Source organism: Fibrobacter sp. UWP2, assembly GCF_900141705.1.
In the GTDB taxonomy this organism is placed as follows: Bacteria; Fibrobacterota; Fibrobacteria; order Fibrobacterales; family Fibrobacteraceae; genus Fibrobacter.
The window spans coordinates 117,833-144,019 of the sequence record NZ_FQYM01000003.1 but is presented as its reverse complement, the minus strand read 5'-3'; the positions used below and the strand labels follow the sequence as shown (position 1 = coordinate 144,019).

Here is a 26,187-nt window from a genome sequence, read left to right as displayed (position 1 = left end):
TTTTAAAAAGCAACGAAAAAACGCGCAAAAACATCAAAATAAGTGAAAAACTTCTTTTTTTGCAAAAAATGGCTGAAAAACCGATTTTATCTATCGAAAATCTCCGCCGCGACTTTAAAATGGGCGACGAGACCGTGCATGCACTGCGCGGCGTGAGCTTCGACATCCACAAAGGCGAGTTCGTCACCATCATGGGAACCAGCGGTTCCGGCAAGTCCACCATGCTGAACATACTGGGGTGCATGGACAAGCCCACCAGCGGGCATTACATCCTCGACGGAGAGCACACCGAGAAACTCAAACGGGATGCCCTCGCCCGCATCCGCAACCGCAAAATCGGGTTCGTCTTTCAAAGCTACAACCTGCTGAGCAGGACCACTGCTCTCGAGAACGTGGAACTGCCCTTGCTGTACAACCCTAAAATCAGCCCGGACGAACGGCACCGCCGCGCCCTCGACGCACTCAAGATGGTCGGTCTCGAAGACCGCATGAACCACATGCCCAACCAGATGAGCGGCGGACAACAGCAGAGGGTCGCCATCGCCCGCGCCCTGGTGAACGACCCGGTCATTATCCTGGCCGACGAAGCCACCGGGAACCTGGACACAAGAACCAGCTACGAAATCATGACGATTTTTCAGCAACTGCACCAGCAGGGCAAAACCATCGCCTTCGTGACGCACGAACCCGACATCGCCACCTTTAGCGAACGCACCATAACGCTCCGTGACGGCCTCCTGAAAAAAGACGTGAGGAACGACATGCAAGATGCGAAGGCCGCCTTTGAGGCACTCCCTCCACCAGAGACTTTTGATAATTGATGATAATGGATAATTGACGATGTCCCCACTAACTCTCATAAAAATTGCCATCAAGGCGCTTCTTCGCAACCGCATGCGCACCTTCCTCTCGGTGCTGGGCATTGTCATTGGCGTCGCCGCCGTTATCACGATGGTCGCCATGGGCGAAGGCTCCAAGCAGTCCATCAAGGAGAAGATGACCTCGATGGGCACGAACGCCATCATCATCATGCCCAACCAGAGCCGCCGAGGGGGGGTGCAACTGGACGCGAGCAACGCCGCCGAGACCCTTGAAGAAGAAGACCTCAAGGCCCTCCGCGAGCAGGCGACCTACATCAACGCCGTATCGCCCATGGTGAGCGTAGGCGGGCAGGCTGTCGTCGGGAACAACAACTCCCCCACCGCCCTGAGCGGCGTCTCCGCCGACTACCTCAAAATCAGGAACTACGAAATCGACGACGGAGTCATGTTCGATGACGAGTCTGACCGTATGGCGAAGGTCTGTGTCATTGGGCAGACCGTCGTCAAGAACCTGTTCCCCGATACGGACCCCATCGGCAAGACCATCCGTTACAAGAGCATCCCACTCAAGGTGGTCGGCACATTGAAAGCAAAGGGTTCCGGCGACTTTGGGCAGGACCAGGACGACGTCATCTTCACACCGTACCAGACCGTGATGAAGCGATTCAGCGCAACGACGAACATCAGGCAGATTTTTGCGAACTCCATTGGGGAAGGCTTCGCCGAAAAAGCGACGGAAGAGATCATGGGAATTTTGAAGGAGCGCCGCGGCTGGACCAAGCCCACCGACCCCTTCCGCGTCCATACGCAAGAAGAGATGATCACCATGGTCACAAGCACCTCGGACCTGCTCTCGCTGGTGCTTACCGCCATCGCAGGAATCAGCCTGCTGGTGGGCGGCATCGGTATCATGAACATCATGTACGTGTCGGTGACCGAACGTACCAAGGAGATTGGGCTCCGCATGGCGATTGGCGCCAGGAGCCGCGACATTCTGCTCCAGTTCCTATTCGAGTCCGTCATGATAAGCCTCCTTGGCGGAGCCATAGGGATAGCCCTCGGCATCGCCGCCTCCGAGGCCGTGAAGGCCATCGCCAACTGGCCCATGAGCATTTCCATCACAAGCATCGTGGTGAGCTTTGGCGTGTGCTTTGCCACGGGCGTGTTTTTTGGGTGGTACCCGGCACGCAAGGCGAGCCTACTCGACCCCATCGAGGCGCTGCGCTTCGAGTAGGCTTTACATTCCATCCCCAAATGTTTTTTATAGATTTCTAGAAGCTGAACGGAGCAAGGGATTATGAACCTTCTAGATTTTTTGAAAGACATGCCGGTTATAGGCATTTTGCGCGACATCCCGAAGGGTGCCGAAGAAGAATGCGTTAGCGCAGCCACCGATTGCGGACTCAAGGCCATCGAGGTGACGATGAACACCGCGGCAGCGCCCGAAATCATCAAGTCCCTGCGTGAAGCCGCGGAACCCCACGGGATTCTCGTGGGGGCAGGCACCGTCTGCCACATGGGCGAACTCGAAACCGCGCTTGCAGCCGGCGCCCAGTTCATCGTCGCTCCCAACACCCGCAACGACCTCATCCGCATGTCGGTCACCGCGGGCATCCCCATTATCCCGGGCGCCCTCACCCCGACCGAAGTGCTCAAGGCATACGACCTCGGCGCCACCGCAGTCAAGGTGTTCCCCGTCAACTGCGTGGGCGGTCCCGAATACATCAAGGCGCTCCGCGGTCCGTTCCACGGCATCCCGCTCCTCGCCTGCGGCGGCGTGAATCCCCAAAACGCCAAGGACTACCTTAACGCCGGCGCGAACCTCCTCGCCTTTGGCGGGAGCATCTTCAACGCGAAGCTCATGGCCGAGAGCAACTGGGACGAAATCAAAAAGCGTCTCGCATTACTGCTCGACGCCATTAAATAGCCTTCTACATTCAGGCAAAAATTTCACAAGCGGCAAGTAGAAAATCGGCTTTACTTGCCCGAGTGCATTTTCTTTTTGCAGTCGTACATCGAAGAATCGGCACTGTGGAGCATCTCATCCATGTCCTTGTAGTCTTCGTTCGAGTGCGCAATGCCATAGGCGAATGTCACCGTCTGGTCCACAATGGTCACCGCCTTCACCGCTTCCTGCATACGTTCGGCACAAATAAAGGCTCCGCGTTTATCTGTATCGGGGCAAAGCACCATGAACTCATCGCCACCCATACGGAACAGCAAGTCAGATTCGCGCAACAGCTTTTTGCAGGCGTTCACCACAGAGCGAAGCAACAAGTCGCCCGCCTGGTGCCCGTACTTGTCGTTCACAATCTTGAGTCCGTTCAAGTCAAAGTAAATGAGGGAGAACGGAGTCCCGTAACGCTTGCTGCGGGCAAACAATTCGCGCAACGAGTACATGGCGTGGCGACGGTTGTAACAGCCGGTCAAATCGTCGGTCAGCGAGATGTCGCGCAAAAAGCGGAGCGTCCTCGCCAAGCGGATGTGAACGTTGACTCGCGAAAGCAAAATATCGGCAAGGGCGTTCTTGCTCACAAAATCCGACGCGCCGGCATGGAAGCCCTTGGTCACGCTATCGGAATCCTCGCGGCTGGTGAGGAAAATAATCGGCAAGTCATCCAAGGCAAAACTTTGGCGAATGCGCAGGCACACCTCGTAGCCATTCAAGCTCGGCATGTTGATGTCCAAAAGGACCAAGTCCACGCGTTCCTTGTTCAAGAGCGCCAGGGCCTCCTCGCCGGAATGGCACATAATCACGCTGTAGCCCACCTGCGAAAGCAGATTCCGCGTTTTTTCCAGCACTTCGGCATTGTCGTCGACGACAAGAATTTTCTCTTCAACCATAATCCCTCTCTATTTAGTCCATATATTACTAAAAACTATAAGAATTCGAGTTCGGGGGCAACATCCACCAGCCCCATGCGAGCCGCAAAATCAAAGAAAACGCGCAGCGACTGCTTGCGTTCGTCGGTAAAGCGGTAGTCTATCACCCGGTAATAGTCCTCCACCACCTGGCGAGGGAGTTTCACAGGGTATTTTGCAAGCCAGCGGTCCAGGGCGGTCTTGGGGTTTGCGCGGAACCGCTCAATGCCTATCTCGGTACATTCCAGGTAGTTTTCCAAGGGGGGCAGCAACGCGGGCTCCAACGCCTCCTTGGCAATAATCCACGCGCCAAACACAAACGGGAGCCCTTGCCAGTCCTGCCAAAGCGTCCCCAAGTCGTACTTGTAGGCAAAGCGGTCGCGTTCGTTTTCTTCTAGCGCCAAGTCGCCAATCAAAAGGCAAGCGTCGTCACCCGGCTCCGCGGCAAGGCCTTCCACATAGAGAGGATTGAGCCCATACCGCATTTCGAGCAAAATGCGCAAAAGGGCGACAGAAGTCTTGCTTTGCGAAGTGAGCCGGACCGACTTCCCTCCCAGTTGTTCTATGGGGAACTGCGAAAACAGTTTTACGGAGCGGACTTCGAACGAGCACGACGTGCAAAGCGTAGGTGAAAGCACGAACGCCCCCGGTTTTTGTGCAAACGTAATCGACGACGCCGGCGATAAGTGGATGCTTCCGTCCTTAAGCCCCGCGTTGTGCGCACTAGGCGGACCATCCACAAATTCCACATCGGGGAATTCGCTCTCGCGCCCTAAAAAGTCATGGAAAAACGGCGCACACACTAAAAAAGGGATTCGTCCAACTCGAAGAGCCATGTAAAAAAGTTAACTTTTATGTGTGGTATTTGGAAGACCGCTAAAGAATTAACCGAAAAATAAACGAGAATGGCTAAGGTATAATGGCTGTATTTCACGTGAAAAAGACCTCGCTGGGCGAAGACAAAACCAGCCTGGTGTTCAAAGGCAAAATCATAGAGGGGCCCATTAGCAAGGGCATGACCATCGAGATTCCTGTAACCCAGGAAGCCGTTGTCAAAATGAAGATTTACGACGTCGTCCAATTTGAAAAGCAAAAGGACGAAGACAAGAAGGTCGGCCTCGTGGTTGATTTTTACAACCTTCCCGACGACATGGAAGTCATTATGGACTTGAACATCGCCGAAGAAGACTTGAAGGTTATTGACGAATAGATCTTGCAAAGCAAGTTGCATCCAATTCCGGCTGCAAACACATGGGATGACAAAATGAAAAAGGAAAGACTACGCGGAGTGAATTTGGGTGGCTGGTTCAGTCAGGTCGACTGCATCCAGGAAAAAGACCCCGCCCTCTTTCCAGGGGTCATCCAACACATAAAGACGTTCATCGGCGCAAGCGATTTCAAGCGCATCCGCGAGGCGGGGTTCAACCACGTCAGGCTCCCGGTGGACTACTTTAACGTTTTTGACAGTGACGACGCCAGCAAGCCCAACGAGGAGGTCTTTGGGCTTTTGGACAAGGCTCTCAAAGAAATCCAAACAGCCGACCTGGACGTGATTCTGGACCTGCACAAATGCCCGGGGCACGACTTCCACCTGGGGTGTTCCACGGAGCAGGCGTTTTTTGCCGATCCCGCCGCACGCAAAAAGACATGCGACATTTGGTCTTACATGGCCGAACGCTATTGCAACGAAAGCCGCGTGATGATGGAGCTTTTGAACGAGCCCGCCGGCAGCGACTCCAAGGTTTGGGACAAAGTAAAAGACGAAATCTTTTGGGCCATAAGGAAGCACGCCCCCAAGAACACCATTGTGGTCGGTAGCAACAAGTGGAACAGCGCAAAGGAATTTGAATTCCTCACCCCGATGGACGACGACAACGCCATCTACAGTTTCCACACCTACACGCCCGTGAGCTTCACCCACCAAAAGGCGGAATGGATCAAGGATCCGTTCTTCCACCAGGAACGCAGCTGGCCCGGCGACTACGCGGCACCCGAAGGAACCGACGGCGTACGCCTCAACTACGAGTACGGCAAGTGGGACAAGGCAAGGCTCCAGGCAAGCATCCAAAACGCCCTCGATTTCCGCGCCAAGTACGACCTGCCCGTAAGCTGCAACGAGTTCGGCGTCTACGTCCAGGTTCCGCGCAAGTACCAACTCGCTTGGATGCGCGACTTCCTCGACATTCTGCGCGAAGCCGACGTGGGCTTTAGCTACTGGAACTACAAGAACCTGGACTTTGGCCTGGTCTCCAAGGGCGAATCGCTCCACAACAGCTTGGAACAGTACAACAACCCAGAGCGCCTCGACAAGGAGCTCATGGAAATGCTCGCCAAGGGATGAGCGACTTCGTCGCAATGTGTAGTGAGTAGTGAGTACACCTCACACCTCAAAGCGGTCGAAGGCCGCGACTCCAACTGCTACAGTTCTATCAAGATTCCGGCCTGCAGGTAAACATAGCCTTTGCCTGCATGGTCCAGGAATTCGTAACCGCCCATGAGCAAGATAGACGAGTAATCGCCGTTCTTTATGTCGAAGCCGCCACCGGCTCTCCAGAACATTTGATGGTCGCCACCAAAGAGGTAGCCAAAGTCGCCCACAACCACCGGGAGCGTTTGCCCGCCAATCGGGAGACGGATCCAGGCGGCGGCGCTCAAAGGGATGAGGGCGTCGTTGTCGATTTCCTGGTAGCCGCTGCCCACGCCCACAAAGAGCATTTGGTCTATCGCATACCACCAGTGGCCATAAACATTGAGGTTGAACTCGGTAATGTCGCTAATGTGGTTCACCACGCCGCCCTGCACGTCTACGGTAAACGCGTTTGCCGGAGCAGAACTCAAGGCCAAGACTCCCGCCGCAATCAAAGGCAAAAGTTTGGCAGCGCCAACCGTCGCCGGGGCGTCGTCGTCACTGCGGGCTTCACGCGCCCAGCCGCCGCTCTTTTCGCGGCAGAACGAAAGGAAGAACCCTTTGAGCATTGCGATATTCATCGACATAAAGTAGTAGGCACTCGGGATAACCTTGGTCACGCAAACCAACAGCACCAAGACCATTATAGCAAAGGTAGCCTGGTACACAGGACCGCTCGTCAAAAGCAGCGCATTGAGTATGAACAGCAAAATGACGATATGCGGAGAGAACCAGCGCAAGAACTTGTGCGAGAGGAATAAGTATGCGAGTAGCGGCTTGAACGGGTTCAGCAAGGGCAGGTAAGAGAGCAGGTAGTTGAAATTCGCGCGGCCAATGCGCACCTTGCGGCGGTACTCGCCCTCGCCTTCCTTGGAGGTCTGCTCCGTACCGATGGCGCTCGCGATGAACGTGCAAAAGAAGCCCTTCTGCAAAATCTTCGTCGTAATAAAGAAGTCGTCCATGATGCTCTTCTTGGTCGGGAGTTCGGTATATAATTCCTTACGAATGGCGTACAGGGCGCCGTTTCCGCCCATGAGGCGGTCCAAAATTCCCTCGAACTTCTTGATTTCAGACTCCAAATCCCAGTACGAGCTCTCGCCACGGCCAAGCACGCTCCCGCTCTTGTCGGAGAGGATCAAGTGACCGCAGGTACAGCCGATCTTTTTGTCTTTGAAGGGCGCCACCAGCTTGCGGACCACATTGGGGAAGAACATGGTGTTGGCGTCGCAGAACACAAGAATCTCGCCGCTCGCGATTTTTTGCAGGCGGTTGAGCATCGCCGCCTTGCCCGCGTTCTTGGGCGCCTTGACCAGGGTGATCCCACGGTCGGCATAGCGGGCTACGATCTCCGCCGTCTTATCGGCAGAACCGTCGTCGCCAATCAGCACCTCCAATTTCTCCTTGGGGTAGTCGATTTCCAGAATGTTCTGGATCTTACGTTCAATAACCGCTTCTTCGTTATACGCCGAAATCAAAAGGGAAACGTGCGGCAGTTCAAAGTTCTCGATCTCGTCACGGCGGCGGCGCTTGAAGAGTTCACTCACAAACGGGAGCGTCACCGGGAACAGGCCGTAGCAGTGCACCAGCAAAAACAGGAGCACCCAAAAGGCTATTTGCAAATACAGCAAGACTTGATCGCTCATCGTTCAATCCACTCTTTTTCTTTTTCCAGGAACTGATACAAAAGCATCTGCATTTCCTGGGGACTCATGGAATCCGTTACCGTAAGTATAGTAAGTCCCTTGGGCGCTATCAGCACAAAGGCAGGCAAGGCGCTCAATTCCCAAACGTCAAAATAGCAGCGTTGCACCGTTTTGGACTGCCCGTCGCACACAATGGTATCCTGGGAATCGGCATTCAGCTTTACCGGGATAAACCGGTTGTTCAACAGGGAGGCTACCGTCGGGTCGCTATACACGTTCGCGTCCATCACGCGGCAGGGGATGCACCAGTCGGCATACAGGTCCACAAAAACCAGCTTGTTGCTCGCCTTCGCCTTTTCGAGGGCTTCGGCATAACCCACCCAGCGCACCAGCTTGGGGGCTGCCTTCGCGGCAAAGCTCGCCGGAGCGAGCAACACAAGTACCATCAACAAAATTTTAACAACGCGCATCACTTGACCTCCCCCGGCTTGGGAGCCACCTTTTCTTTTTTGGCCTTCGCCTTGGCAGCCTCCTCTTCCTTCTTTTTGATAAAGGATTCCGGATCCAGTACGGAGTCGAGCCTGGCCACCACGCGATTCTGGAAGGGCTTCCAGTAGTCGGAGTTCATCAAAATCTTGTCGGTCTCCGCCAAAAAGCTTTCACGCGTGTAGCCGTACTTTTTGAGAGTCGCCTTGCGATAGAGGCGCGTCATGGGCGACGTCACGCCGTACATCTGTTCGGCCACGCGCATGTCCACATAGGCGGCAATGAATTTCTCGTCGATGTCGGGGTTCTCGTTTTTGCAGGCACACAACCCGAACAGGATTCCGCAAAGTCCCAAGGCAAAAGCAAATTGAACAGCTTTGGACATCACGAAACCCGACTCCCCGTTACGGTTGCTCTTCAAGGGCGCTTTCAAAAAGCCCTTCGACGTATTCGGCCTTGCTAAAGGGGACCAACTGGTCAATGCGTTCGCCCATGCCAATCCAGCGGATGGGGATCTGCAACGAACTCGCGATGGAGAGTACCGCACCGCCACGGGCCGTGCCGTCGAGCTTGGTCACCACGAGTCCCGTCAGGGGGAAGCTCTGGTTAAAAATCTTGGTCTGGTTGATGGTGTTCTGTCCCGTATTGCCATCAATCACAAGCCACATGTCGTGCGGGAAATCCGGATTCACCTTCCTGACAACACGGACAATCTTCTTGAGTTCCTCCATCAAGTAATCTTTGTTGTGGAGGCGTCCGGCAGTATCCAGGAGCACCACGTCGCAACCGCGGGCCACAGCCGCATTGCAGGCGTCAAATGCCACCGCGGCAGGGTCGCTGCCTTCCTGGTGCTTCACAAATTCGGCACCGCTCCGCTCGGCCCAGGTCTCGAGCTGCTCGATGGCCGCCGCACGGAACGTATCGCAGGCGGCAATCATCACCTTCTTGCCCTCGTTCTTGAGGCGGGCGGCGAGTTTGCCGATGGTCGTCGTCTTGCCGGCGCCATTCACGCCAATTACAAGAATCACATGGGGTTTGCCCTTGAGTTCAAACGGCGGCGGGTCCTTCAAAAGGCGTTCCGCCTCGCCGCGCATAATGTCGAGCACCTGCTCGGTCGTAAGCGATTTGCCCAGGGCCTGTTCGCGCAAAGCATCCGTCAACAAGAACGCAGCCTCCACGCCCACGTCGGCCTTGATCAAGTGCTCTTCCAACTCTTCGAGAGTCTCGTCGGTAATCTTACCAGCGCCGACAATCCCCTTGAGTTCGCCCACGAGGGCGTCACGGGTCTTGGCGAGCCCACTCTTGATGGCAGAAAACAGTCCCATTAGATCAGGCTCTCGACCTTGTCGACCAGGCCGTAGGCCTTGGCCTCTTCGGCGCTCATAAAGTTGTCGCGTTCGGTATCGCGGTCAATCTCTTCCATGGTATGTCCACTGGTCTCGGCCAAAATCTTGCCCGTAATGCCGCGGATGCGGAGCATTTCCTCGGCCTGGATCTGGATGTCGCTCGCGGGCGCCACGATTTCGCCATGGATGAGCGGCTGGTGGATCATGATGCGGGCGTTGGGCCATGCGGCGCGCTTGCCCTTGGCACCGGCAGTCAACAAGACGGCGCCCATCGAGGCTGCCTGACCGCAGCAGACTGTGACCACATCGCTCTTGATAGCGTTCATGCAATCGTAAATGGCAAGGCCGCTGCTAATGACTCCGCCCGGGCTGTTGATAAAGAACACGATGTCATCGTTGTTCAGGGAATCCAGGTACAGGAGCTGTTTCACAATGCGTTCGGCGCTTTCGTCATCGACCTGGCCCCACAAAAACACACGACGCTTGGTGGCGAGGTACTCCTCGGCCTTCTTGATCATGCTCGGGGTCTCGGCTTCTTTCTTTTCGTTGCAATCTGCCATAAAGCTTCCTTTTCTATTTACCCCTCAATGTAGAAAAAACAGAACGCATATTTGCCCCCGTTTAAGCCAAAAACGTCCCATATCAACTATATTTGAGCCATGCCAAAGTTAAGCGAAACATTTCTTGCGGGCCTTGTGAGCCCCGCCATTCTCAAGGCTATTGAGCAGGACTCCCTGAGCCCCGTGTTTTTGGACCTGCAAGCCTGCAACGCCCTCGAGATTCGCTACGATTTTTTTGAACAGGCAGAATGGGAATCGCTCTCGGCGCGAGTTCGCCGGGTCGCCCCACAAGCCATGCAGATTGGCACCATCCGCCTCAAGCGCGACGGCGGAAAATTCCCCGACGCCAAGGCCGTGGCACGCCCCGAACTCTGGGAAAAAATTTTGGAGGCGGACGAAGCACCCGAATGGCTGGACCTGGAACGCGACTGCCTCGCCCAGTTCGCAGACCTCAAGGCCATGGCCAAACCGAGGGGCACCAAGATCCTTGTTTCGGAGCACAACTTTATCCGTATTCCAAACGACATGGTCCTCAAAACGCTTGTGGACGACCTGCGCCGCGTCAAGGCCGACGGCTTAAAGATCGCTGCCATGAGCAACTCCGAGGACGACTGCGACCGCCTGTACAAGTTCACCAAAAAGAACAACAAGTACTTTGACCTGTTCGCCGCGTTCGCCATGGGCGACACCGGACGCACCAGCCGCCTGTGGAGTCTCAAGGAGGGGGCTAACCTCACCTACGGCGCCATCGAAGCCGCCGAGGCCCCCGGCCAAATTGACGTCATGACCATGAAAAAGGCCCTGGACAACTTCGAAAACCTGTTTTCGAAGAGCGACACTTTGGCGTTTTTGGACAAATTTAGGCAGTTTTGACTATTTTCATATTACAAAGCCCCACTTTGCCCTAATTTTTGCTAAAATATTGGCTGGATAGAGAAAAAAGGAAACAACTACTATGCGTCTTTCTGAACGATTTGTAGATAATTGCATCTTGATCAATTCTGCCAGCGAAACCAAAGAGGCCATCCTCAACGAGCTGGTAGACACGCTCTGCAGCGCCTACAAACTGGACCACAGGGACGAGATTTTCGAAGCCGTGTGGAACCGCGAACAGAGCCGCTCCACAGGCATCGGCTGCGGCCTCGCCGTGCCCCACGCCAAAATCGACTACGTGGACCGCATGTGCATGGTCGCCGCGACAGTCGAGAAGGGCCTGGACTTCCAGTCCTTTGACGGCGAGCCGGTGTACCTGCTCATCCTCATCGTGAGCCCGGGCAACACCGTGGGCCCGCACCTCAAGGCCCTCTCCTCGGTGAGCCGCCTTTTGGCCGATGGCTCCGTCCGCAAGGACCTGATTGCCGCCAAGACCCCGGCCGAGTTCCTGACCATCCTCCGCGCCGCCGAAGACAAGTACCTGTAACCGCCCCTTGACAACCTGCAGTTCCTTTCCTATATTTGCTCGCACCTCGGACGGTTAGCTCAGTTGGTTTAGAGCGCTGCTTTCACACGGCAGAGGTCACAAGTTCAAATCTTGTACCGTCCACTCGAAAAGGTCCGGCCTTACCGGGCCTTTTTTATTATCTTGTGAACCGCAACGGAACCGCCTCCTGAGGCATCTAAAAGGCATGAATACAAGCAAGGCTATCATTTTTGGACTCCTGGCGTGGACACCTTTGGTGTTCGCCGACGGCGCATGGACCCTGGACGCATGCCTTGCCCAGGCAAAGCAAAAGAGCCTCCAGCTGGAATCGGCGAAACTCCGCGAACAGCAGGCCGACATCCAAATCAGGCAGGCCAAGTCCAGCCGCTACCCCAGCGTGAACGCGAGCATCCAGAACACGCTCTACGACCACCCGTTTATCGACACCGAGGACCACTACCGCCTAAACCTGGGGGTCTCGGGTTCGTACACCCTTTGGGACGGCGGCTCCACGAGCCTCTCGGTCGAGGCGAACCAGCTCTCCAAGCAGGCGGCGCAGCTCGAGACCAAGCAAACGGAGCGCTCCATCCAAGAGAGCGTGCTGAACGCCTACATGTCGCTTTTGGCCGCAGGCGAGAACCTGCGCACCGCAAACGCCTCGGTCGAACTCGCCCAGGCCGAGTTCGAGCACTACGGCAAGCTTTTTGAGGCGGGCTCCATCACCAAGAAGGACCTGACGCAAAGCCAGTCCAACGTGCTCCAAAAGCAGGTGGCGCAACTCACGGCGCAGCTGAACGTGAACACCTCCAAGACCACGCTCCGCCAGCTCCTGGAACTCCCCGAAACCGAGGACTTCGCCATCGAGGCGCCCGAGACAAACATCACGAGCCCCGACTCGCTGGAGTCCATCCCGGCGCTGGCCGAGCTCCAAAAGTCCGTGCGGGAAGCCCACCCCGGCCTCAAATCCGACAGTGTCTCGGTGCGAGCGGCCAAAAAGAGCACCGAGGTTGCCGGCGCGGGCAACTCCATCTCCGTGACCCTCGGCGCCAACAGCAGCACCGGGCTGCAGGCCTGGGAATCCAAGGCCTACAAGAACCAGCTCAAGTACGGCTGGCAAAACTCCGTGAGCCTAGCCATCAACATCCCCATCATTGACGGCGGCGCCACCGAGAACAAGGTGCTCCTCGCCCAGGTGAACGAGAGCGCGACGCAAGTGAGCATGCAGGAGACCGCCAAGAGCCTGGAGAACAGCATTGAAAAGCTATACCTCAACGCCGTTAGCGCCGACATGCAATGGAAGGCCGCCATCCTCCAGGTGGAAGCCGAACAGGAGGCGCTCCTGGTCGCCGAAGAGCAAAGGAACGCGGGCGCCCTCACCTACACCGACTACCTAGGCCAAAAAAACAACCTCGAGACGGCACAGGTGAACCTGGTGAACGCCAAGTACACGAGCCTCCTCGCCCGTAAGGTCCTGGACCTCTACCAGGGGAAACTGGACTAATTTACTCAAAAAGCAAATATTGTAAACAAAAATTTGTCAATCGTGGATAAAATGTCCACGATTGTTTTTTTCCGTCAGGGAACATCGCCTTTTTTTCAAGATATTATAGTAATGGTGAATGGGTAAAAAAAAAGGAGTACAGCATGAAAGATTTGCGTCTTTCTAGTTTCTTGGGTGTCCTATGCGCAACATTTGCAACATCCACTTTTGCCTACGACGTTAGCGGGACCGTTTCCGACGAATCAGGGAACCCCGTGAGCGGCGCCAACGTTTCCCTCATCAAGGAAGCGAAATCCACCACCACCGATGCCAGCGGCAAGTTCCTCATCCACGAAGATGAGCAGCAACAGGCCCTGCGTCAAACCTTCAACTACAACAACGCCGCCACGGCGCACGTCAAAGTTTTCGACCTGATGGGTAACCAGGTCGTCAACAAGTACTTCCCCAACGCAACCAACCTGAACATGAGCAAGGAACTCAAAGGGCAGGGCACATACTTTGCGCAGGTGACCATCGGCAGCGCAACGCAAACGGTCAAGTTCAACACGAACGACAAGTCCATCAACTTGGCAAGCACCGGCGCCGTCCAGGGACTCCTGGCCAAGGCCGCCGCCGCGGGCGAAGCCCTCCAGATCATCGCCGACGGTTTCGACACCTTGAGCATCCCGCTCGGCACACTCGACACGACCGTCAACGTGAAACTCACGAAGACCGCACCGGCCGAAGAGCAGTTCAAATTCGGTTACGCTTTGAAGAACGAACCGCGTCCGAGCAAGGGTTGCGGCAAGACGTCAACGTTGCAAAAGACCAGGAGTGTCGAAAACGGCGACCGCTTTGAAATGAGGGTCGGCAGCGAAAACCGCGAATACTTCATCACCTTGCCGAAGAACTACGACAACAACAAGCCGCACAAGGTGCTGTTCGCCATGCACTGCATGGGCTCTAACGCCGAAGACTTCGTCCACCACTCTCCGGACCAGGACCATCCGTCTCCGTACTACGGCCAGCAGAAGTTGGACACCGAAGGCAACTACATCTTCGTCGCTCCGCGTGGCGATACCGACGGCATGCCGTGGAGCATGAACAGCGACAAGGACCACAAGTTCATTGACCAGTTGATTACGACCATCAACGAGAACTACTGCGTCGATACCTCCCGTATATTCATGACAGGCTTCAGCTTCGGCGCCATGGTCACGAACTCCATGGCCCAGGACATGCAGCACCGCCTCCGCGCTGTCGCTGTCTATGCAACAGCCGACTTCAATATCTACCTGCCGCAGAACAAGGGCAAGCCCATCGCCTGGATGGCTGTACACGGCAAGAATGACGGCACCTGCCCCTATGACAGAGCCAAGAACAGTGCCCTCAAGCGCATCTTGAAAAACAACGGCAAGGCAGATGCAAATGGCAACTTCACCGATGCCAGCGCTGAAACGCCTAAGGAAGTCGGCGGCAGCGGACACCTCTGCTATGATTTCACAACCGTCGACGAACGCTTCCCGGTTAAGTGGTGCAGCTGGAACGGTCAGCACCAGTGGACTGCCTACGACAACGGCAACTGGCAGAACACCTGGGTCCCGCAGGAAGTCCACAAGTTCTTCGAACAGTTCTAGACCTTTTCTTATAATCTCCTCTCCAGAACCAAAAACGGCGCCCTTCGGGGAGCCGTTTTTTATTTCTAACCTGGTTCAAAATGAACCGAGGGACGTTTTACTAGTGAAACAACCCTGTTTTTTTATGAAAAGCCCGTGAACGGGCGCAAGGGTCATGCCAAAACAAAATGCCGAAATCCTGCAAATTTCGCCATTTTTAGGATTTTTCGCAAAAGGGAAGACCTCAAAACACCCTTTTGGCACGCCGTTCGCTTATAGGAAAGCGAAAACAAAGGGCCAACGGTAAACGCCGAGCCCGCAACAAAACGAGGTTAAAACCATGATGAACACACAAATTCTTCCTTCTGCTTTCTGCAATCTCCAGAACTTCTTTGACTCCCTTAGCGCCTCCAATGCCCAGGGCGAATGCAGTTTCACCCCCAAGGCCGACTACTACGAAACCGAGAACGGTTTTGCCCTGGAAGTTGAGTTGCCGGGCGTCAAGAAAGAGGACTTGGACGTACAGCTCGAAAAGAACATCTTGACCGTCAAGGCATCACGCACCCGCAAGGACGGAAAGTTCTCTTACGAGCGCAGTTTCCGCCTGGCCGAAGACATTGACGTCGACAGTATCAAGGTCAACTTGGAAAACGGCATCTTGAAATTCGACATGTCCAAAAAGGCACAGGCCGCTGCACGCAAGTTGACGATTGCCTAACCACTGTGCGCACAACAACCTATTCTTGAAATTTTCATCGCACTCCTTAGATAGGAAATCCCCGGCAGCAATGCCGGGGGTTTTTCGGCATTGATAAAGAAAACGTCGTAAAATCACCAACGGAAGTTGATTTGCCCCGTGTTTTTGCAGGTTCCATTTTTTGTATATTCTTGGGGTAAGATCAGGATTTTAGAATGCTCGATAAAGAAGTTTTAAAAACCGTAAGCCGCATTGAGCTCTCTGTCCGCGGGACGCTCGACACGGTGATGACCGGTGCCTACCACAGCTCGTTCAAAGGAAACGGCATGGAGTTCAGCGAAGTGCGCGAATACATGCCGGGCGACGACGTGCGTACCATCGACTGGAACGTGACCGCGAGAACGGGCTCGCCTTACGTAAAGAAGTTTATCGAAGAACGCGAAATGACCATGCTTTTGATGGTCGACGCGTCCAGCAGTTCGGAGTTCGGTTCCGGCAAGCAGATGAAGGGCGAGGTCATGGCGACGCTCACGGCACTCCTCGCATTCGCCGCCATCAAGAACAACGACAAGGTGGGGCTTTTAATTTATACGGACCAGGTCGAACTGTTTATCCCGCCGGAGAAAGGCCGCAAGCACGTGCTGCGGCTCATCCGCGAAATCCTCTACTTCAAGCCGCAGCACCACGGCACGAACACGCAGGTGGCGCTGGAGTATGCCGGCAAGATTCTGAACCGCCGTGCCGTGGTCGTGGTGATGAGCGACTTTTTGGACGAAGGTTTCGAGAACGCTTTCAAGATTCTGCGCAAGCGCCACGATGTGCTTGCGGTCTCCGTGGTGGACCCGCGAGAAATGGAACTCCCGCCCGCAGGCCTCGTGGAACTCGAGGATCCCGAGACCGGCGAGACGCTTTTAATCGACACAGGCGATGCGGCCTTCCGCGAAGCGTTCGCCCGCGAAGCCAAGCGCCAGGGCAAAACGACCAAGGAACTGTTCCAGCGCATGTCTATTGACTTTGTGCGCATCGAGACTCACGACGACTTCAAGGAAACGGTGGCCCCGCTCATCGAGCACTTTAGGCGTAGAGCAAAAGCCGCCCGACTCTAAATCAGACTTTAAATATTTGCCGGACGATACCCGAGCAACTTCATGCTGTAGAGCGCAGTACCCTTGCTGATGCTGCGGACATTCGTGGCGTAACCGAAGATTTTTCGAAGAGGGATTTCCGCCTTGAGAAAATGCGTGCGGCCGTCGCCGCCGATTTCCTTCACCTTGCCATTGCGACTCTGGATGTCGCCGGTGATGTTGCCTGCAAAGTCCACGGGGCATTCAAGAGAAAGTTCCATTACCGGTTCGTGGAGTTCAACGTCAGCAGGCTTGATGAGCTTGGTCACGGCATCGGCGCACGCCTTCTTGATCATCGGCGGCAGAGCGCCTTCGGTCCACGAAAATTCATGGACTTCAAAACGGACGCCGACAAGCGCGCCCTTGCCCAGCACGCCGACTTCGGTCGTCTCCAAAAGCGCCGAGCGCACGCCGGCCAGGATCTCGCGTGGCGCCGTCTCCATGAACTCGGCAGAAAGGCGGATGTCGTGCGCGGCAGTCTCCAAGGGAGTCGCCGAGAGTTTGATGGAAATCTTGTGCGGGCCAATCTGGAAGGTGTTTTCCACAGGACCCACCTCGTGACACAGGCGCTCTTGCCAGCGGACCTCGGGCTTGCCAGCATGCACTTCGCAGCCGAATTCCCTCTTGAGGCGCGCAAGCAACACTTCTAGCTGCACCTCGCCCACCGTGTGCAGGTACCAAAAACCGCCATCGTCCTTTTGCACCCTAAAACTCGGGTCCATGCGGCTGAGGGTGGAGAGGCTCTTTTCCACATGGTGGAAGTCCTCGGTACACACGCACTCGATGCGCGTCTGCAACAGGGGCTGGTAATGGTCACGAATAGAGAGACCCTTCGACTCCGTGCTATGCCCTTCGCTCAAGATGACATTGGAAAATGCGTCACACTGAGTGGAGAGCCTCTGGCTAGCAATTGAAGGGTCTATATATAGAATCTGGCCGAGTTCCGTCTCAAACGGGGTGCGCATCGCGTAAATGTCGCCCACGCGAATTTCTTCTACGGGAACAAGCAAGTTCGCCTTGAGTCGGGAGAATTCGAAGCCGACGGGCCATTCCTTGCGCAGCATGTCGGTGTGGCTGCGGAAAAGGGAAATCTCGCCCACGCCCTTAAAGTGACGCAGGCGAATCACCTGGCCAAGCTCGTCGCTGTTGAAGGACGGCACCTCGGGCAAAAAGAAACTGAGCGCCGTCACCAGGCTGCGCACGCCAAAGCCTTCCATGGCAGAGCCCGCATAGCACAGGGCGTAATCGTCGCTTGCGGCAAGCGCCTTGAGACCGCGCAAAAGCAGCTTGGGCGAAACCGGCTTTTTTTCCATCGCAAGCGAGAGGATTTCGTCGTCAAAGTTGCTCGCAAACTCCACGGCTTCGCTGTAGTGCTTCTTGAGTTCGCGGGAATTGTCCCAGCCGTCGTCCACGTTCCAGTTTTCGTCCACCACCTCTTCACCCGTGTCAGAATGTTCCAGGCGGCTTTGGCTCAAAACGTCGAGCACCGCGGTCATTTTGCCGTCACGGTATTCGGGCAGGGTCATAAGCACCGGGCGCACGCCCAACACCTCCTCGATGTTAATAAGCGTCTCGTCGAGCGAGTAGTCGGCATTGTCGAGCTTGTTCACAAACAAAATAGTGCGCACGCCGGCGGCGCGCAGTTTTTTAAAGGCGGCCACCGTCTGCGTCTCGACGCCGCTGGCGGCACTCACCACCAGCACTGCGCCTTCCACGGCCGAGAGCGCCATGTCGACCTCGGCGCCAAAATCCACATGGCCCGGGGTATCGATAAAGTTAAACCAGGTGTTCTTCCATTCAAAATGCGCCACACCGCTCTCGATGGTAATGCCGCGTTCCTTTTCTTCGGGCATGTAGTCCATCGTCGCAAGGCCTTCCTCGACCTTGCCCGGGCGGCGCACCTCGCCCGCAGTAAACAAAATGCGCTCCGAGAGCGTCGTTTTACCTGCATCAACGTGCGCCAAGATAGCGATGTTGCGAATGGACTGTGGCATTACCCCTACTTTCTCAGCTGGGATTCAAGAGCGCTAATACGTTCGGATAGTTCCGCACAAAGTTTTTCAAGCTTTTCTAGGCGAGCATCATGCTCACGGTCCTTTTCGGACTGGCGATGCAATTCAGAATCCTGCTGCTCATTAATAGAATCAACAGAATTCAGGCGGAAGTCATGCTCTGCATCCTTGGCGGCCTGGGCCTTGATCTTGAAAGCCTGTTCACGGCCCTTGGAATAAAGGGCATCTATGCGGACATCGTGTTCGTAATCCTTTTCCTTCTGCATGTCCAGGCGGGCATCGTGTTCCTTGTCTTTGCGCTGGAGTTCGCGGATACATTCTTCATCAAGATTCATAATCACCTCGGGGAAAAGGGGACCTTCACCTTCCCTTTTAATTTAGCAAAAAGGGCCCGGCCAAGCGGAAGGGTCCCTTCATCCGAGAGCAGGCGTTTACGATTCAAACGGGCGGACTCGCAACGTGACACCCAAATCGTTGCACAACTTGCGGCAAATCTCGATTTTTTCTTCGGGCATCACCTTCTCGACAACCGTCATCACCACGTTCTTCACGTGACCCTTCGCGAGCACGGCGAATTCCTTGAGGGCATCGTAAGACTTGATGCCGAACTTGGAACGGGTTAGTGCCAGGAATTCCTCGGCATCCGCGGCATTCAGCGAAATGGAAACGGTGTCGAAGCGCCCCTCGAGTTCAGGGGTAACGTCCTTGCCGTGAATCAGGTTCGCAAGGCCGTTCGTGTTGAGGCGCACCTTCAAGTTCGGATACTTCGCCTTGAGCAGGTCTATGACCTTGCACACGTCGTAAAGACGCTCGAGCGGCTCACCGTATCCGCAGAAAATCAGTTCGTTGATGACGGAGAGGTCGTAAGCGTCAAAGATTTCCATGACCTTCTCGACGCTCGGTTCGCCTTCCTTGAGCCAGAGCGTGTTGCCTTCCATCATCTTCTTGGTCTGGCGCAGGCAAAACACGCAGTTGCACGGGCAGCGGTTCGTCATGTTCACGTAAATGTTCTTGCCCGCAATGTCGCCGCTGTTCGCGATATCCAAATATCCAGCCTGACCGACGGTCCCTGTAACGGTATAAACTATCATTTTGCCCCCTTAGTCTTCGATGAGGTCGCGAAGGTACATCTCGACGCTCAGGCCCCAGTGCATGGGAACCTTATTCTCTTCGCAGTAGCGGATGCACTTGGACGCGAATTCCGCTGCCTTCTTCACGGAGTCGTAAAAACCGTGCCCGTTCAGGTACATGCCGGCAATCACCGCGCTGATGACGTCGCCCGTTCCGCTGCGGTCGCCGCCGATACGGTCCACCATCACGATTTTAGCCTCTTCGCCCTTGCTGTACACGTAGTTCATGATCTGCGTACCGCTGTAACGGATTCCCGTGACCACGATGTGTTCCGGGCCCTGCTCGGCAAGCGTCCTGCACATGTTCTCGATTTCGACAGTCGTGAGATTCCCGTCGCGGTAGTCCGAATCCGTGAGCGTGCAGAGTTCGGTGAGGTTCGGCGTCAGGATATCCGCGTAGTGCACGAGCGCCTTCATCTTTTCGCACAGGTCCGGCGTATACGTCTGGTAAAGCCTGCCGTAGTCGCCCATCACCGGGTCGACCAGCGTGAACACGCCCTTCTTCTTGAAAGTCTTGATGAAGTCGATGACGATGTCCACCTGCTCTTCGGAACCGAGAAACCCGGTCGCAATAGCGTCGAAACTCATGTCCAGATCCTTGTAGGTCTGGATGTAGTCGCGCATCTTGGAGGTGTAATCGTCGAAGAAATACTTGGGGAACTGCGTATGCGTCGAAAGGATTGCCGTGGGGATGGCCACCGCCTGGATTTTCATGGCCGAGATGACAGGCGCCATAACGGCAACCGAGCAGCGGCCAAATCCGGTGATATCGTTGATGAGGGCAATTTTTTTCTGGGGCATAGCGGGCTATAATTTAGAAATTATTGCCTGCTATGGATGCCGCGGAATAGCACGCGGGCATAGGCGAAGGCCGCGGATACGATAACGGCAAGGAGCGTTGGGCCGAGCGGCACGGAATCGAGGCGTTCGGCCACCTGATACACAATAAAGCCTGCAAGCCAAGAGAAAAGGTTCCAGAGCCAGAATCCGAGAGATCCGCCGCGTGTATCCGCATCACCCTTCCCGAAGTAGAACGAAACGAGCAACACAGCCGCCATGGGAGCAAATACCGAGGCAATCAAGTACAGGAAGCTGATGTAATGTTCCATGATTCCCGAAATGGCGAGGGCCGCACTCAGAAGGCTCACAATAACGCCCGCAATTTTCGGGTTGATCTTGCCATAAATCGCCTTCGAGGATTCGCCTGCGGAATTTGCCGCAAGGAAGTTTGTCGTGACGGTAGAAAGCACCACAATGACGATGCCCGGGATGCCGAGACCCGCGAGGAGAATAGCCTGCGCAATGTTGTTACCCGCACCGAGCCCAGAAATCTCGACGCCGATGATGTACATCCAAAGACTTGCGAACGTGTAGGCCGCCGCGGAAACCGCAGTCGCCTTCACAGGCTTTTCCACATCCTTCGTGTAGTCCGAAATCACCGGCAGCCAGGAGATGGGCATGGCAATGGAAATCTCGAAAATGTTCCAGAAGCCGAGCAGTGCGGCAGAAGTTGCAGCCCCTGCAGTAAGTGCGCCAGACGCACCGACACTGAACAACTTAACCGTCAACACGGCGAGCAAAATAGCGAGTGCCGCCATCACGACCGTAGTCACGTTCGCAGAACGTTTGAGGCCCACAAAAACCCAGATGGCAATAAGCACAGCAAGAATAACACACGTGAACGGGAAAGAAATAGGCAAGTTGAGCCCCGCCAAGGCAGACGCGCCCTGCGCATTCAGCACCGCCACCCAAGCGAGCAGTTGGAAAACATTCAGCGCAGCAAAAAAATTGGAGCCATACTTACCGAACGTAGAAGACGTCGTCTCCATTGCATTTAAGCGGACGCGGGCTCCAATAAGGCCCACGAAAAAGAGCAGGATTCCGCCCAACAGGTGGCCGAGCACCAGCGGGAGCCAAAGAGAACCCGGCGCAGAGGCGGCACCGATTTCGATACCCGCCTCGATTTCGGAAACCGATATGGCGACACCGAACCAGATAATTCCATTCGAAAACAGACCTGTGCGTTTTTCCATGCTGCACCTCCGAGCGGGGTTAAAGACGGCGCAAAAATAGAAATAAAGACTTGAGCATACAAGGCCAAAGTCAATACCATATTCTTATAGCTTGTTATATTTTTAGACTATAACAAAAAAGTATTCATGCCCCGAAATCGTCCTCGTAGCCGAACTCGTTTTCCACGGCATCCAGTTTCTTTTCGGCGGTAGCGTCCAGCGCCTCCGCATGTCCCCGTAACGCTGCAAACGGATGAAAAATCTTCGCGCGGTCCACCACAGCCATGCGCGGGTGCTTCATGAGGAAGTTCCAATCATTCTGAGGGTACGGCAAATCGATTATGTCTTTATAATTATCAATCAAGCCCTGTGCCCTCCAATCTGTCCGTTGCGTTCAACCGTAGTAGCACCTTCCTGCAAGTCCATGCCCTTCACGATGGCGTTCTTTCCAAAACGCTTCTTTATCATGAGTTCCGCCTTCAGGCGCTTTTTCTCGCGTTCCTGCTTCTTCACGTCGGTGAACAGGTCAAAACCTTCGTTGCCTTCGTCTACCACGTCGAATGCCACCAGGTTCAGGCGGCGCACCGTCAGCTCCGGGTTCACGATGCGGTCAAAGAGCTTCATCACCACATCGGCAAACGCCGACTGCGAACTGGAATAATGCCCGAGGGCTGCCGTACCGTGAGCGGGCTTCGGAATCGTGCGCCCGTAAAAATCCACAACGGTTTCGCCATGGTATATTCCCTTGTCCACGTTCTCGCGGTCGTAACCCACCGTAAGCACCATGCCCTTCGCGACCAAATTATGCTCGACCAACGACATCGAGACAGTATCGACCATCTCGCGTACCACGAGTCGCGCCTTCTCGAAACTGTACGGGTCCTGCAACACCTGGCCCTCGCCGGTACTGCGGCTCCGGGGTTTCGCCTTCTTGATATCGGCTATAGTGCAGGGTTCATAACCCCAGGCATGGTCAATCAGGATTTCCGCATTCACGCCGAACATCTTGTACAGCGCCTCGGGATTCTTGACGCTTGCGCGAGCAAGGTCCCCCATCGTGCGGATTCCCCGGCCACCGTTCAGGTAGCACTTTTCCAGGCGCGCCGCAATCCCGCGCCCCACCTGCCAAAAGCTCGTTATCGGCTGGTGCGCCCACAGTTGCCTGCGGTAGCTCATCTCGTCAAGTTCCGCAATGCGCACACCATCTTCGTCGGCATCCACGTGCTTCGCCATGATATCCATCGCAATCTTGCAAAGGTACAGGTTCGTGCCGATGCCGCCCGTGGCCGTAATCCCTGTTGTCGTGAAAACGTCCTGGATAATCGTCTTCACCAGTTCCCGTGCCGATTTTTTGTACAACTTAAGGTAACGTGTCAAATCCAAGAAGCATTCGTCGATGGAATAGGCGTGAATATCTTCAGCGCTCACGTACTTGAGATAAACATTGTAGACCTTCGTGGAATACTCCACGTACTTGGCCATCTGCGGCTTCGCGATAATGAACTCGATGGTCTCACCCGTCCTCTGTTTCACCTCGCGCACCTTCTGGTTCACCTCGAAAAGGCGGGCACGCCCCGGAATCCCGTAGGCCTTGAGCGCAGGCGTCACCGCAAGGCAAATCGTCTTCTCGGTACGGCTCTCGTCGGCCACCACGAGCTTTGCCTTCAACGGATCCAAGTCCCGGAGGATACATTCCACCGAGGCGAAGAATGACTTGAGGTCAATGGCAGCGTAAGTGCGGTCCATATGGAAAATATATTCTATTCCCTGTGTTCGTACAGGTACAAGTTCGCCTCGGGCACGGCAAGTTCAGACCCCTTGATATGCCACTCGTCATCCTTGCCGGTGCGGTACTTCACTACGACGCGGTAACGGTTGTCCGTCTGCAAGACGGCCTGAGGCACGGTCCAGAAATTCTCGGTACCCACGACCATCTCGAGCCCGTAAAAGTCGCGAGTATCTACACCATAAATCGTGATGGAATCCACCATGTCCTTCGGGTTGCGCACCTGGATAATACTCCAAAAAGTACTCGCGCCTTCTTTGACCCAGATCGACGTAGAATCGCCCCACACGCCGTCGACGCCCTCGCAGCTCACGAATTCCCATTCGCCATAGTAACGGCCCACGCGGTTGCCCATGATGTCGGCAGCCGGGGCACCGCCCAGGTCCACACCGCAGTTGGCATCGGGGCAGCGGTCGGTAATGCGCACCGTCACACGCTTCCAGCCATCGGGGGTCCGCGCCTTTACGCGCACGCAGCCGCCGCAGGCCGCACCGCCATTCCACGGACCCTTTTCGTCACCCGGAGAAACGTTCACGTGGATAGCCGCGTAATACTGGATATTAGTTTGTCCATAATTACAGGCGCCACCCAAGCTAGTCTCTTTGGCGGTAATGCTCCCGTAAGTGGTAACGGAGCCCTTGCCGCCGTTTTCAGTAAGTTCCGGGTCGGCTGCCGTATAGCTATCGCAGTCGGTGCACTTGCCATCATCGCCGTCATCTTCGGAAGATTCCGGAGCAGTTTCGCTGCTGCTAGATTCGGGCCCCGTTTCGCTGGAACTGGATGCAGGCAAAACGCTGGAAGAGCTTACGATGTTTTCGGACGAGCCGGGGGTTGCCGAAGAAGCCGGAGCCGCGCTGGAGCTGGAAACGTCGCCGGCACTGGATTCCGGAGTATCACTCGACACGGGAGCTACCGAACTCGACGACTCGACCTCGGCGGAACTCGATACCGGCGCGACACTCGAAGAGGAACGTTCAGGCGACTGCGCGGAACTCGATACCGGCGCGACACTCGAAGACGAACGTTCAGGCGACTGCGCGGAACTCGACAGAGCCTGCTCCGAAGAACTTTCCGTAACTGAGGCATCCGTACCGGAACTGGAATCGTCACCGCAGGCGACAAACGCCGCAGTCAAAAGCGCACATAAAAAAACAAGTACATGAAGTCTCATGTAATACAATATAAAAAAGATCCCCGACCAGGTCGGGGATGACATACTGAGGTCGATTTCGCGCGACTCTCGGCTTACCAATCATTGCGCTCTTCGAGCGCAAGACTCGGCGCCTCGGTCATGCCGGCAAGCAAGCTTGCCGTCGCGACACTCGGCTTACCAGTCTTTGGCCGGCCTAGCCTGCCCGCGGATAGGTTTCCAGGGTTTGCGTTCGCCGTTCTGCTCGTCAAAGTCCTTCAGGAGCTGCGCCGCCTCTTCGGGAGTCATCTCACCCATCTGCACGGGCTGTTCCTGGGGTTCTTCGCCCTGGCTGTCGCTGGAATTTTCCTGCGGTTGTTCGGGTTGCGGCTCGGGCTGCTGCCCGCCATTGCTGTCGGAACTTTCACCGCCCTGGCTGCTGCTGGACTGGCCGCCGCCCTGCTGGTCTTGATTCTGGTCATCGCCCTGGCTCGAAGAACTCTCGGACCCGCTGGAATTGCCATCGCCGTTCTGGTCCTGGTTCTGCTGGTCCTTATTTTGGTCCTGATTCTGATCTTGGTTCTGATCCTGATTCTGGTCCTGGTTGTTATCCTGGTTCTTGTCGTTCTTCTTGTTCTCGTTCTTCTGCTCGTCCTTGGCCTCTTTAATGCGGTCAAGGAGCATTTGCAACTTTTGGTCGTTCGGGTAGTATTGCAGGCCCTCGTTGCAGGTGATTTCTGCAGACGGCAGACGGTTCTCGATGTACTGGAAGGCGGCATCGCTGTAGTAAGCGCTCGCCGACTTGGGCGCCGCAAAGGCTGCCACCGCAAGGAACATCACCGCGACTGTAAGCATAATCTTTTTCATCAGATTACCTCCAGGTCGTTGTCGGTGTTGCTGGCGTCAATCTTCGCCTTGGGCTTGCGGCCCGCCTTGATTTCGATGACGTCGTCGATGCGCTGCACGTGGCCGCTCAGCTGGCCCGCAGTCTCGTCTTCGGCAATCAGGTTCTCGAGCATCTCCTTCGCTTCGGCATACTTGCCGTCCTTGCAAAGTTGCAATGCGCGCGCCAGAACCTCCTTCGCCTTCTCGGAAAGCGGCGGCTGTTTCTGGTCGTTGTTCTGGTCCTGATTCTGGTCCTTGTTCTCTTTCTGCTTGTCGAGTTCTTCCTTCAGCTTGCGCTGGACAATTTCCACATTCTTCTTCGCGTTCTCGAAATTGTTGTCGAGGTCGATGGCCTTTTTCAAATAAGCAACCGACTCACGCCAGGCCGCAATGCGTTCGCTGCCTTCGGCGGCCTTCTCGCCCATGCGGAAATGCGTGTTCGCCAGGTTGTAGGCGGCCTTCGCGGCCATCTTCTTGTCGGGCATACGCACGGCACTCTCCAACTCCTTTTTGGCCTCTTCAAAGTTGCCCAGCTTGTACTGGCAAGTTCCAATGTTGTAGAAGAGCATGGGGTTCGCGGGTTCTGCCTCGCGGGCCTCCATGTACTTTTTGAGGGCGCCTTCGTAATCTCCGGCGGCAAAAAGCTTATTCCCGTCGTTGATGGGCCGGGCAAACGTCCCTGCGACAAGAACCGCGCCAATCAAAAAAATCAATCCACGTATATTCAATCGCATCATAAAGTCGCTTCAAAATCCTTTTCGCCCCAAAATA

At 55.4% G+C, this 26,187-nt stretch carries 28 protein-coding genes and 1 tRNA gene; 12 read left to right on the top strand and 17 right to left on the bottom strand.

The window, feature by feature from the left end; translation table 11 throughout:
• Nucleotides 1-68 precede the first annotated feature (68 nt).
• The 3 genes from BUB55_RS03260 (at nucleotide 69) to BUB55_RS03250 (ending at nucleotide 2,748) form a co-directional block, all read left to right on the top strand.
• Entirely contained in the window at nucleotides 69-821 is a 753-nt protein-coding gene (locus tag BUB55_RS03260; RefSeq protein ID WP_073188248.1) for an ABC transporter ATP-binding protein, read from the top strand.
• 19 nt (nucleotides 822-840) lie between these two features.
• The gene (locus tag BUB55_RS03255) at nucleotides 841-2,055 is read left to right on the top strand and encodes an ABC transporter permease (RefSeq protein ID WP_073188170.1); all 1,215 of its coding nucleotides are present in this window, start codon (nucleotides 841-843) and stop codon (nucleotides 2,053-2,055) included.
• 63 nt (nucleotides 2,056-2,118) lie between these two features.
• Nucleotides 2,119-2,748: a bifunctional 4-hydroxy-2-oxoglutarate aldolase/2-dehydro-3-deoxy-phosphogluconate aldolase gene (locus BUB55_RS03250; RefSeq protein ID WP_073188168.1), complete on the top strand. Its 630-nt coding sequence runs from the start codon at nucleotides 2,119-2,121 to the stop codon at nucleotides 2,746-2,748.
• 50 nt (nucleotides 2,749-2,798) lie between these two features.
• Here BUB55_RS03250 and BUB55_RS03245 read toward each other — a convergent pair whose 3' ends face one another.
• Both BUB55_RS03245 and BUB55_RS03240 read right to left on the bottom strand, forming a co-directional pair.
• Nucleotides 2,799-3,665, bottom strand: coding sequence for a GGDEF domain-containing response regulator (locus tag BUB55_RS03245; RefSeq protein WP_073188166.1), 867 nt, complete (start codon nucleotides 3,663-3,665; stop codon nucleotides 2,799-2,801).
• A gap of 35 nt (nucleotides 3,666-3,700) precedes the next feature.
• The gene (locus BUB55_RS03240) at nucleotides 3,701-4,519 is read right to left on the bottom strand and encodes a menaquinone biosynthetic enzyme MqnA/MqnD family protein (RefSeq protein WP_073188164.1); all 819 of its coding nucleotides are present in this window, start codon (nucleotides 4,517-4,519) and stop codon (nucleotides 3,701-3,703) included.
• A gap of 83 nt (nucleotides 4,520-4,602) precedes the next feature.
• On the opposite strand from BUB55_RS03240, the gene BUB55_RS03235 reads away from it, so the two are divergent.
• Together BUB55_RS03235 and BUB55_RS03230 are read left to right on the top strand one after the other, a co-directional pair.
• The gene (locus BUB55_RS03235) at nucleotides 4,603-4,893 is read left to right on the top strand and encodes a hypothetical protein (RefSeq protein WP_073188162.1); all 291 of its coding nucleotides are present in this window, start codon (nucleotides 4,603-4,605) and stop codon (nucleotides 4,891-4,893) included.
• A gap of 54 nt (nucleotides 4,894-4,947) precedes the next feature.
• Nucleotides 4,948-6,024 (top strand): glycoside hydrolase family 5 protein, encoded by a 1,077-nt coding sequence (locus tag BUB55_RS03230; RefSeq protein ID WP_073188246.1) that lies wholly within the window; start codon nucleotides 4,948-4,950, stop codon nucleotides 6,022-6,024.
• Nucleotides 6,025-6,101: 77 nt separating this feature from the next.
• On the opposite strand, the gene BUB55_RS03225 is transcribed toward BUB55_RS03230, so the two are convergent.
• Genes BUB55_RS03225 through BUB55_RS03205 form a run of 5 tightly spaced genes read right to left on the bottom strand, consistent with a single transcriptional unit; the run spans nucleotide 6,102 to nucleotide 10,125 of the window.
• Nucleotides 6,102-7,733 carry a glycosyltransferase family 2 protein gene (locus BUB55_RS03225; RefSeq protein WP_234971780.1) on the bottom strand — a complete coding sequence of 544 codons (1,632 nt, stop codon included), beginning with the start codon at nucleotides 7,731-7,733 and terminating at the stop codon, nucleotides 6,102-6,104.
• Nucleotides 7,730-8,203 carry a thioredoxin family protein gene (locus BUB55_RS03220; protein ID WP_143152878.1) on the bottom strand — a complete coding sequence of 158 codons (474 nt, stop codon included), beginning with the start codon at nucleotides 8,201-8,203 and terminating at the stop codon, nucleotides 7,730-7,732. The genes BUB55_RS03225 and BUB55_RS03220 overlap by 4 nt, the downstream gene beginning before the upstream one ends.
• Complete coding sequence (locus BUB55_RS03215; RefSeq protein ID WP_143152877.1) at nucleotides 8,203-8,652, bottom strand: hypothetical protein; 450 nt, start codon at nucleotides 8,650-8,652, stop codon at nucleotides 8,203-8,205. Before BUB55_RS03215 ends, BUB55_RS03220 begins: the two co-directional genes overlap by 1 nt.
• On the bottom strand, nucleotides 8,624-9,544 hold the full coding sequence (ftsY, locus tag BUB55_RS03210; RefSeq protein WP_073188157.1) for a signal recognition particle-docking protein FtsY: 921 nt from the start codon (nucleotides 9,542-9,544) through the stop codon (nucleotides 8,624-8,626). Before ftsY ends, BUB55_RS03215 begins: the two co-directional genes overlap by 29 nt.
• Complete coding sequence (locus BUB55_RS03205) at nucleotides 9,544-10,125, bottom strand: ATP-dependent Clp protease proteolytic subunit (protein WP_073188155.1); 582 nt, start codon at nucleotides 10,123-10,125, stop codon at nucleotides 9,544-9,546. The genes ftsY and BUB55_RS03205 overlap by 1 nt, the downstream gene beginning before the upstream one ends.
• A 99-nt stretch (nucleotides 10,126-10,224) precedes the next feature.
• Here BUB55_RS03205 and BUB55_RS03200 point away from each other — a divergent pair, with 99 nt between their 5' ends.
• The 7 genes from BUB55_RS03200 (at nucleotide 10,225) to BUB55_RS03170 (ending at nucleotide 16,444) form a co-directional block, all read left to right on the top strand.
• Nucleotides 10,225-10,998 carry a type I 3-dehydroquinate dehydratase gene (locus BUB55_RS03200; protein WP_073188154.1) on the top strand — a complete coding sequence of 258 codons (774 nt, stop codon included), beginning with the start codon at nucleotides 10,225-10,227 and terminating at the stop codon, nucleotides 10,996-10,998.
• An 82-nt stretch (nucleotides 10,999-11,080) separates the two neighbouring features.
• On the top strand, nucleotides 11,081-11,545 hold the full coding sequence (locus BUB55_RS03195) for a PTS sugar transporter subunit IIA (protein ID WP_073188152.1): 465 nt from the start codon (nucleotides 11,081-11,083) through the stop codon (nucleotides 11,543-11,545).
• Nucleotides 11,546-11,593: 48 nt separating this feature from the next.
• A tRNA-Val gene (locus BUB55_RS03190) sits at nucleotides 11,594-11,668 on the top strand.
• An 82-nt stretch (nucleotides 11,669-11,750) separates the two neighbouring features.
• The gene (locus BUB55_RS03185; RefSeq protein ID WP_073188150.1) at nucleotides 11,751-13,046 is read left to right on the top strand and encodes a TolC family protein; all 1,296 of its coding nucleotides are present in this window, start codon (nucleotides 11,751-11,753) and stop codon (nucleotides 13,044-13,046) included.
• Nucleotides 13,047-13,189: 143 nt separating this feature from the next.
• On the top strand, nucleotides 13,190-14,662 hold the full coding sequence (locus tag BUB55_RS03180) for a carboxypeptidase regulatory-like domain-containing protein (protein WP_073188149.1): 1,473 nt from the start codon (nucleotides 13,190-13,192) through the stop codon (nucleotides 14,660-14,662).
• A 319-nt stretch (nucleotides 14,663-14,981) separates the two neighbouring features.
• Nucleotides 14,982-15,359: an Hsp20/alpha crystallin family protein gene (locus BUB55_RS03175; protein ID WP_073188147.1), complete on the top strand. Its 378-nt coding sequence runs from the start codon at nucleotides 14,982-14,984 to the stop codon at nucleotides 15,357-15,359.
• A gap of 194 nt (nucleotides 15,360-15,553) precedes the next feature.
• The gene (locus BUB55_RS03170; protein ID WP_073188145.1) at nucleotides 15,554-16,444 is read left to right on the top strand and encodes a DUF58 domain-containing protein; all 891 of its coding nucleotides are present in this window, start codon (nucleotides 15,554-15,556) and stop codon (nucleotides 16,442-16,444) included.
• Nucleotides 16,445-16,452: 8 nt separating this feature from the next.
• Here BUB55_RS03170 and BUB55_RS03165 read toward each other — a convergent pair whose 3' ends face one another.
• The 10 genes from BUB55_RS03165 to BUB55_RS03120 form a co-directional block, all read right to left on the bottom strand.
• Nucleotides 16,453-18,456, bottom strand: a complete 2,004-nt coding sequence (locus BUB55_RS03165) for a GTP-binding protein (RefSeq protein ID WP_073188144.1) — start codon at nucleotides 18,454-18,456, stop codon at nucleotides 16,453-16,455.
• 5 nt (nucleotides 18,457-18,461) lie between these two features.
• Nucleotides 18,462-18,809 carry a hypothetical protein gene (locus BUB55_RS03160; protein WP_073188142.1) on the bottom strand — a complete coding sequence of 116 codons (348 nt, stop codon included), beginning with the start codon at nucleotides 18,807-18,809 and terminating at the stop codon, nucleotides 18,462-18,464.
• Between the two features lie 96 nt (nucleotides 18,810-18,905).
• Nucleotides 18,906-19,565, bottom strand: coding sequence for a TatD family nuclease-associated radical SAM protein (locus BUB55_RS03155; protein WP_073188140.1), 660 nt, complete (start codon nucleotides 19,563-19,565; stop codon nucleotides 18,906-18,908).
• 9 nt (nucleotides 19,566-19,574) lie between these two features.
• On the bottom strand, nucleotides 19,575-20,405 hold the full coding sequence (locus tag BUB55_RS03150) for a pyridoxamine kinase (protein ID WP_073188138.1): 831 nt from the start codon (nucleotides 20,403-20,405) through the stop codon (nucleotides 19,575-19,577).
• 20 nt (nucleotides 20,406-20,425) lie between these two features.
• A complete protein-coding gene (locus BUB55_RS03145; protein WP_073188136.1) occupies nucleotides 20,426-21,637 on the bottom strand; it encodes a cytosine permease in 1,212 nt (403 codons plus the stop codon).
• A gap of 124 nt (nucleotides 21,638-21,761) precedes the next feature.
• The gene (locus tag BUB55_RS03140) at nucleotides 21,762-21,980 is read right to left on the bottom strand and encodes a hypothetical protein (protein WP_073188134.1); all 219 of its coding nucleotides are present in this window, start codon (nucleotides 21,978-21,980) and stop codon (nucleotides 21,762-21,764) included.
• Nucleotides 21,977-23,362, bottom strand: a complete 1,386-nt coding sequence (locus BUB55_RS03135) for a Y-family DNA polymerase (protein WP_073188132.1) — start codon at nucleotides 23,360-23,362, stop codon at nucleotides 21,977-21,979. Before BUB55_RS03135 ends, BUB55_RS03140 begins: the two co-directional genes overlap by 4 nt.
• Nucleotides 23,363-23,376: 14 nt before the next feature.
• Nucleotides 23,377-24,573, bottom strand: a complete 1,197-nt coding sequence (locus tag BUB55_RS03130; protein WP_200778511.1) for an expansin family protein — start codon at nucleotides 24,571-24,573, stop codon at nucleotides 23,377-23,379.
• Nucleotides 24,574-24,729: 156 nt separating this feature from the next.
• Nucleotides 24,730-25,398, bottom strand: coding sequence for a hypothetical protein (locus BUB55_RS03125; RefSeq protein ID WP_073188130.1), 669 nt, complete (start codon nucleotides 25,396-25,398; stop codon nucleotides 24,730-24,732).
• Entirely contained in the window at nucleotides 25,398-26,153 is a 756-nt protein-coding gene (locus BUB55_RS03120; protein WP_234971779.1) for a tetratricopeptide repeat protein, read from the bottom strand. Before BUB55_RS03120 ends, BUB55_RS03125 begins: the two co-directional genes overlap by 1 nt.
• Nucleotides 26,154-26,187 lie beyond the last annotated feature (34 nt).

Excerpts from the sequence above, each read along its gene's own strand:
- BUB55_RS03125 (WP_073188130.1), bottom strand. The coding sequence starts at position 25,398 with ATGAAAAAGATTATGCTTACAGTCGCGGTGATGTTCCTTGCGGTGGCA.
- BUB55_RS03195 (WP_073188152.1), top strand. The coding sequence starts at position 11,081 with ATGCGTCTTTCTGAACGATTTGTAGATAATTGCATCTTGATCAATTCT.
- BUB55_RS03250 (WP_073188168.1), top strand. The coding sequence starts at position 2,119 with ATGAACCTTCTAGATTTTTTGAAAGACATGCCGGTTATAGGCATTTTG.
- BUB55_RS03175 (WP_073188147.1), top strand. The coding sequence starts at position 14,982 with ATGATGAACACACAAATTCTTCCTTCTGCTTTCTGCAATCTCCAGAAC.
- BUB55_RS03160 (WP_073188142.1), bottom strand. The coding sequence starts at position 18,809 with ATGAATCTTGATGAAGAATGTATCCGCGAACTCCAGCGCAAAGACAAG.
- BUB55_RS03170 (WP_073188145.1), top strand. The coding sequence starts at position 15,554 with ATGCTCGATAAAGAAGTTTTAAAAACCGTAAGCCGCATTGAGCTCTCT.
- BUB55_RS03135 (WP_073188132.1), bottom strand. The coding sequence starts at position 23,362 with ATGGACCGCACTTACGCTGCCATTGACCTCAAGTCATTCTTCGCCTCG.
- BUB55_RS03155 (WP_073188140.1), bottom strand. The coding sequence starts at position 19,565 with ATGATAGTTTATACCGTTACAGGGACCGTCGGTCAGGCTGGATATTTG.
- BUB55_RS03260 (WP_073188248.1), top strand. The coding sequence starts at position 69 with ATGGCTGAAAAACCGATTTTATCTATCGAAAATCTCCGCCGCGACTTT.
- BUB55_RS03165 (WP_073188144.1), bottom strand. The coding sequence starts at position 18,456 with ATGCCACAGTCCATTCGCAACATCGCTATCTTGGCGCACGTTGATGCA.
- BUB55_RS03150 (WP_073188138.1), bottom strand. The coding sequence starts at position 20,405 with ATGCCCCAGAAAAAAATTGCCCTCATCAACGATATCACCGGATTTGGC.
- BUB55_RS03205 (WP_073188155.1), bottom strand. The coding sequence starts at position 10,125 with ATGGCAGATTGCAACGAAAAGAAAGAAGCCGAGACCCCGAGCATGATC.
- ftsY (WP_073188157.1), bottom strand. The coding sequence starts at position 9,544 with ATGGGACTGTTTTCTGCCATCAAGAGTGGGCTCGCCAAGACCCGTGAC.
- BUB55_RS03230 (WP_073188246.1), top strand. The coding sequence starts at position 4,948 with ATGAAAAAGGAAAGACTACGCGGAGTGAATTTGGGTGGCTGGTTCAGT.
- BUB55_RS03200 (WP_073188154.1), top strand. The coding sequence starts at position 10,225 with ATGCCAAAGTTAAGCGAAACATTTCTTGCGGGCCTTGTGAGCCCCGCC.
- BUB55_RS03130 (WP_200778511.1), bottom strand. The coding sequence starts at position 24,573 with ATGAGACTTCATGTACTTGTTTTTTTATGTGCGCTTTTGACTGCGGCG.
- BUB55_RS03185 (WP_073188150.1), top strand. The coding sequence starts at position 11,751 with ATGAATACAAGCAAGGCTATCATTTTTGGACTCCTGGCGTGGACACCT.
- BUB55_RS03245 (WP_073188166.1), bottom strand. The coding sequence starts at position 3,665 with ATGGTTGAAGAGAAAATTCTTGTCGTCGACGACAATGCCGAAGTGCTG.
- BUB55_RS03235 (WP_073188162.1), top strand. The coding sequence starts at position 4,603 with ATGGCTGTATTTCACGTGAAAAAGACCTCGCTGGGCGAAGACAAAACC.
- BUB55_RS03145 (WP_073188136.1), bottom strand. The coding sequence starts at position 21,637 with ATGGAAAAACGCACAGGTCTGTTTTCGAATGGAATTATCTGGTTCGGT.
- BUB55_RS03220 (WP_143152878.1), bottom strand. The coding sequence starts at position 8,203 with ATGCGCGTTGTTAAAATTTTGTTGATGGTACTTGTGTTGCTCGCTCCG.
- BUB55_RS03240 (WP_073188164.1), bottom strand. The coding sequence starts at position 4,519 with ATGGCTCTTCGAGTTGGACGAATCCCTTTTTTAGTGTGTGCGCCGTTT.
- BUB55_RS03255 (WP_073188170.1), top strand. The coding sequence starts at position 841 with ATGTCCCCACTAACTCTCATAAAAATTGCCATCAAGGCGCTTCTTCGC.
- BUB55_RS03180 (WP_073188149.1), top strand. The coding sequence starts at position 13,190 with ATGAAAGATTTGCGTCTTTCTAGTTTCTTGGGTGTCCTATGCGCAACA.
- BUB55_RS03120 (WP_234971779.1), bottom strand. The coding sequence starts at position 26,153 with ATGATGCGATTGAATATACGTGGATTGATTTTTTTGATTGGCGCGGTT.
- BUB55_RS03225 (WP_234971780.1), bottom strand. The coding sequence starts at position 7,733 with ATGAGCGATCAAGTCTTGCTGTATTTGCAAATAGCCTTTTGGGTGCTC.